The organism is Actinoalloteichus spitiensis RMV-1378, assembly GCF_000239155.1.
GTDB lineage: Bacteria > Actinomycetota > Actinomycetes > Mycobacteriales > Pseudonocardiaceae > Actinoalloteichus_B > Actinoalloteichus_B spitiensis.
The window spans coordinates 1-5,348 of sequence record NZ_AGVX02000383.1; the positions used below are offsets into that span (position 1 = coordinate 1).

Annotated in this window: 4 protein-coding genes; all 4 read left to right on the forward strand. The window is 72.5% G+C overall.

The features are described from left to right. On the forward strand, positions 1 to 443 hold a 443-nt coding region (locus tag ACTIDRAF_RS29370; protein ID WP_016699893.1), incomplete at its 5' end, for a class II aldolase/adducin family protein. Beyond that, on the forward strand, positions 440 to 1,018 hold the full coding sequence (locus tag ACTIDRAF_RS0216860) for a 1,2-dihydroxy-3-keto-5-methylthiopentene dioxygenase (protein WP_016699894.1): 579 nt from the start codon (positions 440 to 442) through the stop codon (positions 1,016 to 1,018). The genes ACTIDRAF_RS29370 and ACTIDRAF_RS0216860, both read left to right, overlap by 4 nt. Positions 1,019 to 1,195: 177 nt before the next feature. Then, positions 1,196 to 3,046, forward strand: coding sequence for a glycoside hydrolase family 127 protein (locus ACTIDRAF_RS0216865; protein WP_026066195.1), 1,851 nt, complete (start codon positions 1,196 to 1,198; stop codon positions 3,044 to 3,046). Between the two features lie 924 nt (positions 3,047 to 3,970). Next, positions 3,971 to 5,348, forward strand: a 1,378-nt coding sequence (locus ACTIDRAF_RS29375) for a glycoside hydrolase family 6 protein (RefSeq protein WP_016699896.1), incomplete at its 3' end; no start/stop codon positions are given.

Genomic DNA, 5,348 nt, shown 5'->3' on the forward strand with positions numbered 1-5,348 from the left:
ACCAACCCGCCACGGCCCCCCGCCCCTCCGCCGAAGCCGGCCTGCACGCCCGCATCGCCTCGGTCGCCGGCGCCGGCGCCGTGGTGCACGTCCACGTCCTGGCCGCCGTCCTGGCGGCCGAACGCTGGCCCAGCGGGGTGGCCCTGCGCGACCTGGAGATGCTCAAGGGCTTCGGCCGCCAGGCGCACGACGACCTGGTCGTCGTACCCGTCGTCCCCAACAGCCAGGACATGCGCGTGCTCGGCGACGCCTTCGAGGCCGGCTTCGACCCCGCCACCCCGGCCTTGCTGGTCGCCCGCCACGGCCTGTACGTGTGGGGATCGGACCTCGTCCAGGCCCGCCACCGCACGGAGTGCCTGGAGTGGCTGTTGCGGTTCGTCCTGGCCGCCGACCTCGATCCCGGTGACCAGCCCGACCCGCTGACGAGGAAGGGGAGACGATGACACTGCTGACCGTGTGGCCCGAACAGGGACCCGACGAGGTGCTGCTGCGCACCGAGGACCCGGCGGAGATCCGCGCGGTCCTCGCGGAGCTGGGAGTCCGCTTCGACCGGTGGGAGGTGGTGCCAGGGCTTCCCGAGGAACCCACCTCCGAGCAGGTGCTGGCCGCCTACCACGACCGGATCGCGGACGTCGTCGCCGCCGAGGGCTACGTGCACGTCGACGCGATGCACATGACCCCCACCGACACCCCCGACTGGCGGCGCCGCGCCGAGGAGGCCCGAGCACGGTTCGTGTCCGAACACACCCACGACGACGACGAGGACCGCTTCTTCGCCCGCGGCTCAGGAGTGTTCTACCTCCACATCGGCGACCGGGTGCACGCCGTGCTGTGCGAGGCCGGTGACCTGCTCAGCGTGCCCGCCAACACCACGCACTGGTTCGACATGGGCACCACCCCCGACTACGTGTCCATCCGCTTCTTCCACGACGAGCAGGGCTGGGTGGGGGACTTCGTGGAGCACTCCATCGCCGACCGGTTCCCGGGCCTCGACGAGATCCGGGCCTCCCGGTCCTGACCCCCGGCGCGGTGCCGGCGGCCCGCGACCCCCGTGACCCCGGGCCCACCTCCCGGGGCCGCACCCCCGGCGCCGCGCCCCGGCTGGTTCAGGCCAAGCCCTGCCCGCCCCCTCGGCACGGCGGCCAGCAGCCGCCACCCTGGAGTCCCTGCCGACCACACGAGCCGGGGAGAGACCATGACCAGACCCGTGCTGCCCTCCTCCGGGGTGCTCACCCCACTCGGACTGGACGAGGTCCAGCTCACCTCGGGCTTCTGGGCCGACCGCCGGGCGCTCAGCGCCCAGGTGACGGTGCCGCACTGCGCGGAACGCATGGGCACCCTCGGCTGGATCGACAACTTCCGCGACGGCGGCCACCGCGGCCCCGACTTCGCCGACTCCGAGATCCACAAACTCCTCGAAGCCGCCTCCTGGCACGGCGACGACGCCCTCGTCGAGGAGATCACACCCCTGCTGGCCCAGGCCCAGCAGGACGACGGCTACCTCAACACCCGCTGGTCGGGCCGCCGCTACCAGAACCTCGAGTGGGGGCACGAACTCTACTGCGCCGGCCACCTCATCCAGGCCAGCGTCGCCCGGGCCCGCTGCCACGGCGACGACCTCCTGGTCGAGGTGGGCCGCCGCGCCGCCGACCACGTGTGCGCCCACTTCCTGGAGGGCGACCAGGTGTGCGGACACCCCGAGATCGAGATGGCCCTGGTGGAACTGTGCCGCCTCACCGGGGAGGAACGGTACCTGGAGATGGCCCGCCGGTTCGTCGAACGCCGGGGTCGCCCGGCGCTGGGCGACACCGAACACGGCCGCGCCTACTTCCAGGACGACGAGCCCGTCCGCGCCGCACGCGCGTTCCGGGGCCACGCCGTCCGCCAGCTCTACCTGGCGTGCGGGGCCGTGGACGTGGCCGTGGAAACCGGCGACACCGCGCTGCTGGCCGCCGTGGAGGCGCAGTGGGAACGGACCGTGGCCCGCCGCACCTACCTCACCGGGGGCATGGGCTCCCGCCACCGCGACGAGGCCTTCGGCGAGGACTTCGAACTGCCGCCCGACCGGGCCTACGCCGAGACCTGCGCGGGCATCGCCTCGATCATGCTGTGCTGGCGGTTGCTGCTGGCCACCGGCCACCCCCGCTACGCCGAACTGGCCGAACGCACCCTGTACAACGTGCTGGCGACCTCCCTGTCCGCCGACGGCCGGTCCTTCTTCTACGTCAACCCCCTGCAGGTGCGCACCCCGGGCATCCCGACCGGAGCCGACGAGGTCAGCTGGTGGGGCGGCAGCGCCCTGCGCGCACCCTGGTTCAGCACCTCCTGCTGCCCCCCGAACATCGCCCGCACCCTGGGCGCCCTCCCCGGCTACCTGGCGACCCGGGACCGCCGGGGCGTGCAGCTGCACCAGTTCGCCTCCGCCGAGATCGACACCCGGCTGGTCGACGGACCCCGGCTGCGGCTGAGCGTGCGCACCCGTTACCCGGAGTCGGGCACCGTGCTGGTGCGGGTACTCGGCGCCCCGCAGGAGACCTGCCGGATCTCCCTGCGGGTGCCGGTGTGGGCCGACGGCGCCCGCCTGGCCCACCCCGAGGGCGTGGTGCGGGCCGCCCCCGGACTGGCGACGGTGGACCGGCGGTGGCGGCCAGGCGACGAGCTGCGCCTGGAACTGCCGATGACACCCCGGTGGACCTGGCCCGACCGGCGGATCGACGCCGTGCGGGACTGCGTCGCCGTCGAACGCGGACCGCTGGTCTACTGCGCGGAGTCCCCCGGCGACGAACCGCCCCTGGCCGAGATCAGTGTCGACACCTCCCTCGACCCGGTCGAGCACGCGGTGGAGGGGGCGGTGGAGCTGTCGGTGGAGCTGTCGGTGGAGGGCCACCGGACCTCCCCGGCCGCGGAGTCCTGGCCCTACGGCAGCAGCCCGGTGCCTCGGTCGGTGCGGCCGCACAGCCTGCGCCTCGTTCCCTACCACCAGTGGGGAAACCGGGGACCGGTGTCCATGCGGGTGTGGCTGCCGAGGTCCGAGGCGCTGGACTGACCCGCGCGCCACCCGCCGCCCCGGTGGACGGCCCCGGCGAGGCCCGCGGTACCGGCCCCGTCCTGGTCGAGGACGAACGCGTCGGGCGGTAGCGGACGTCCACCGAGCGTGCCCGCCCGAGGTCACCCTTGGCCGCACGGCCCGTCGTCCTCTCCGCGCGCCGCGCCTCCGGCCGCATTGGCCTGGCTCCGGAGCGCGACCGGTGGGGGCGGCGGTGGCCCTCCGCACCGGTCGCGCCCCCACCGCCACGGTGTGGGAGCGTTCCCAGACTTCAGGAGACCGGGCGTTCGGTTCGGCCCGCTCCGCCAACGCCCGACTCGGGGGCCAACCGGACCACCCGCCCGACGTCCTCCGCGCGCGACCGGAGCAGGCGCTATCCCCGCGCACGCGGGACGGGGACGGCTCCCCCAGGCGACCCACCCCCAGATCCGCACGCCGGCCTCGCGCGCTGGCCACGCGCCACCCCGGCCGGGAGAGGGGGCCGTTCAGCCGCCCACCCCGCCCGCCGAACACCGCACCCCGACCGGGAGCGATCGGAGCCAGAACGGCCCGGCGAATGCCGCCGACGCTCCCACGACAAGAGCCTCGCCGCGTGCTCCGCCCATTCCGCACCCTTGCGCGAAAACGCCGTACCAGTCCGTGTCCAGTGAACGGGAACGACACCGGGAAACCCCCATTGCACGCAGAACAGGGCAGGTCACAGGCCCAGATGCGCGAGGGGGAGACACGGCCTACCCCATTCGCCGGCGCCCTTCCTCGTCACGCGGAGGAATACCCTGGGCCCGTCGATCGCGGAACCAGGAAAATCGCCACCGAATGGTGAACGACTCTTTTCACAGTGTTACCCCATTGGTACAGTCCCGTCATGGGAGCGCTCCCAGAACTCGGACAAGGACGTCATGAGGGAACGACGAAGGAGCCCACATGAAGACTGACTCGGCACGCGGGGGGCGCCGCTCGCGCCTCCGCCGCGGACTCACCGCGGCATCCGCGCTCGCACTCACGTCGGGCCTGTTCGTGACCGGCGGAGTGGCCGGTGCCGACGACACCACCCCGCAACAGACCAGGGTGGACAACCCCTACGTCGGCGCGGACGTGTACGTCAACCCGGAGTGGTCGGCCAACGCCGCCGCCGAACCGGGCGGCAGCGCGATCGCCGACCAACCCACCGGCGTCTGGATGGACCGCATCGCGGCCATCGAGGGCCCCGAAGGGAAGATGGGACTGCGCGAACACCTCGACGAGGCGGTCCGCCAGGCCAACGGGCAGGACTTCGTCTTCCAGGTCGTCATCTACAACCTGCCCGGGCGCGACTGCGCCGCCCTGGCCTCCAGCGGTGAGCTCGGTCCCAACGACCTGCCGCGCTACCAGTCCGAGTTCATCGACCCGATCGCCGAGATCCTCTCGGACCCCGCCTACGCCGACCTGCGCATCGTCACCACCATCGAGATCGACTCGCTGCCCAACCTCATCACCAACGTCACGCCGCGCCCGACCGCCACCCCCGAGTGCGACGTGATGAAGGCCAACGGCGGCTACGTCGACGGCGTGGGCTACGCCCTCGCCCAGCTCGGCGCGATCCCCAACGTCTACAACTACATCGACGCCGGCCACCACGGCTGGATCGGCTGGGAGGACAACTTCGGCGCCTCCGCCGACCTGTTCTTCGAGGCCGCCAACGCCAACGGCGCCACCCCCGCCGACGTGCACGGCTTCATCGCCAACACCGCCAACTACAGCGCGCTGAAGGAGGAGAACTTCAGCGTCACCGACGTCATCAACGGCCAGCAGGTCCGAGGCGAGTCCAGCTGGATCGACTGGAACAACTACGTCGACGAGCTGTCCTTCGCCCAGGCCTTCCGCGAGCGCCTCGTGCAGGCCGGTTTCGACCCCGGAATCGGCATGCTCATCGACACCTCCCGCAACGGCTGGGGCGGCCCGAACCGGCCCACCGGCCCCGGACCGCAGACCAGCGCCGAAGCCTACGTCGAAGGCGGCCGCTACGACCGCCGCATCCACATCGGCAACTGGTGCAACCAGGCCGGCGCCGGCCTCGGCGAGCGCCCGACCACCGCACCCGAGCCCGGCATCGACGCCTACGTCTGGATGAAGCCCCCGGGCGAGTCCGACGGCTCCAGTGAGGAGATCCCCAACGACGAGGGCAAGGGCTTCGACCAGATGTGCGACCCCGCCTACCAGGGCAACCCGCGCAACAACTACAACCCCTCCGGCGCCCTGGCTGACGCGCCGATCTCCGGCCACTGGTTCTCCGCCCAGTTCCAGGAGCTGCTGGCCAACGCCC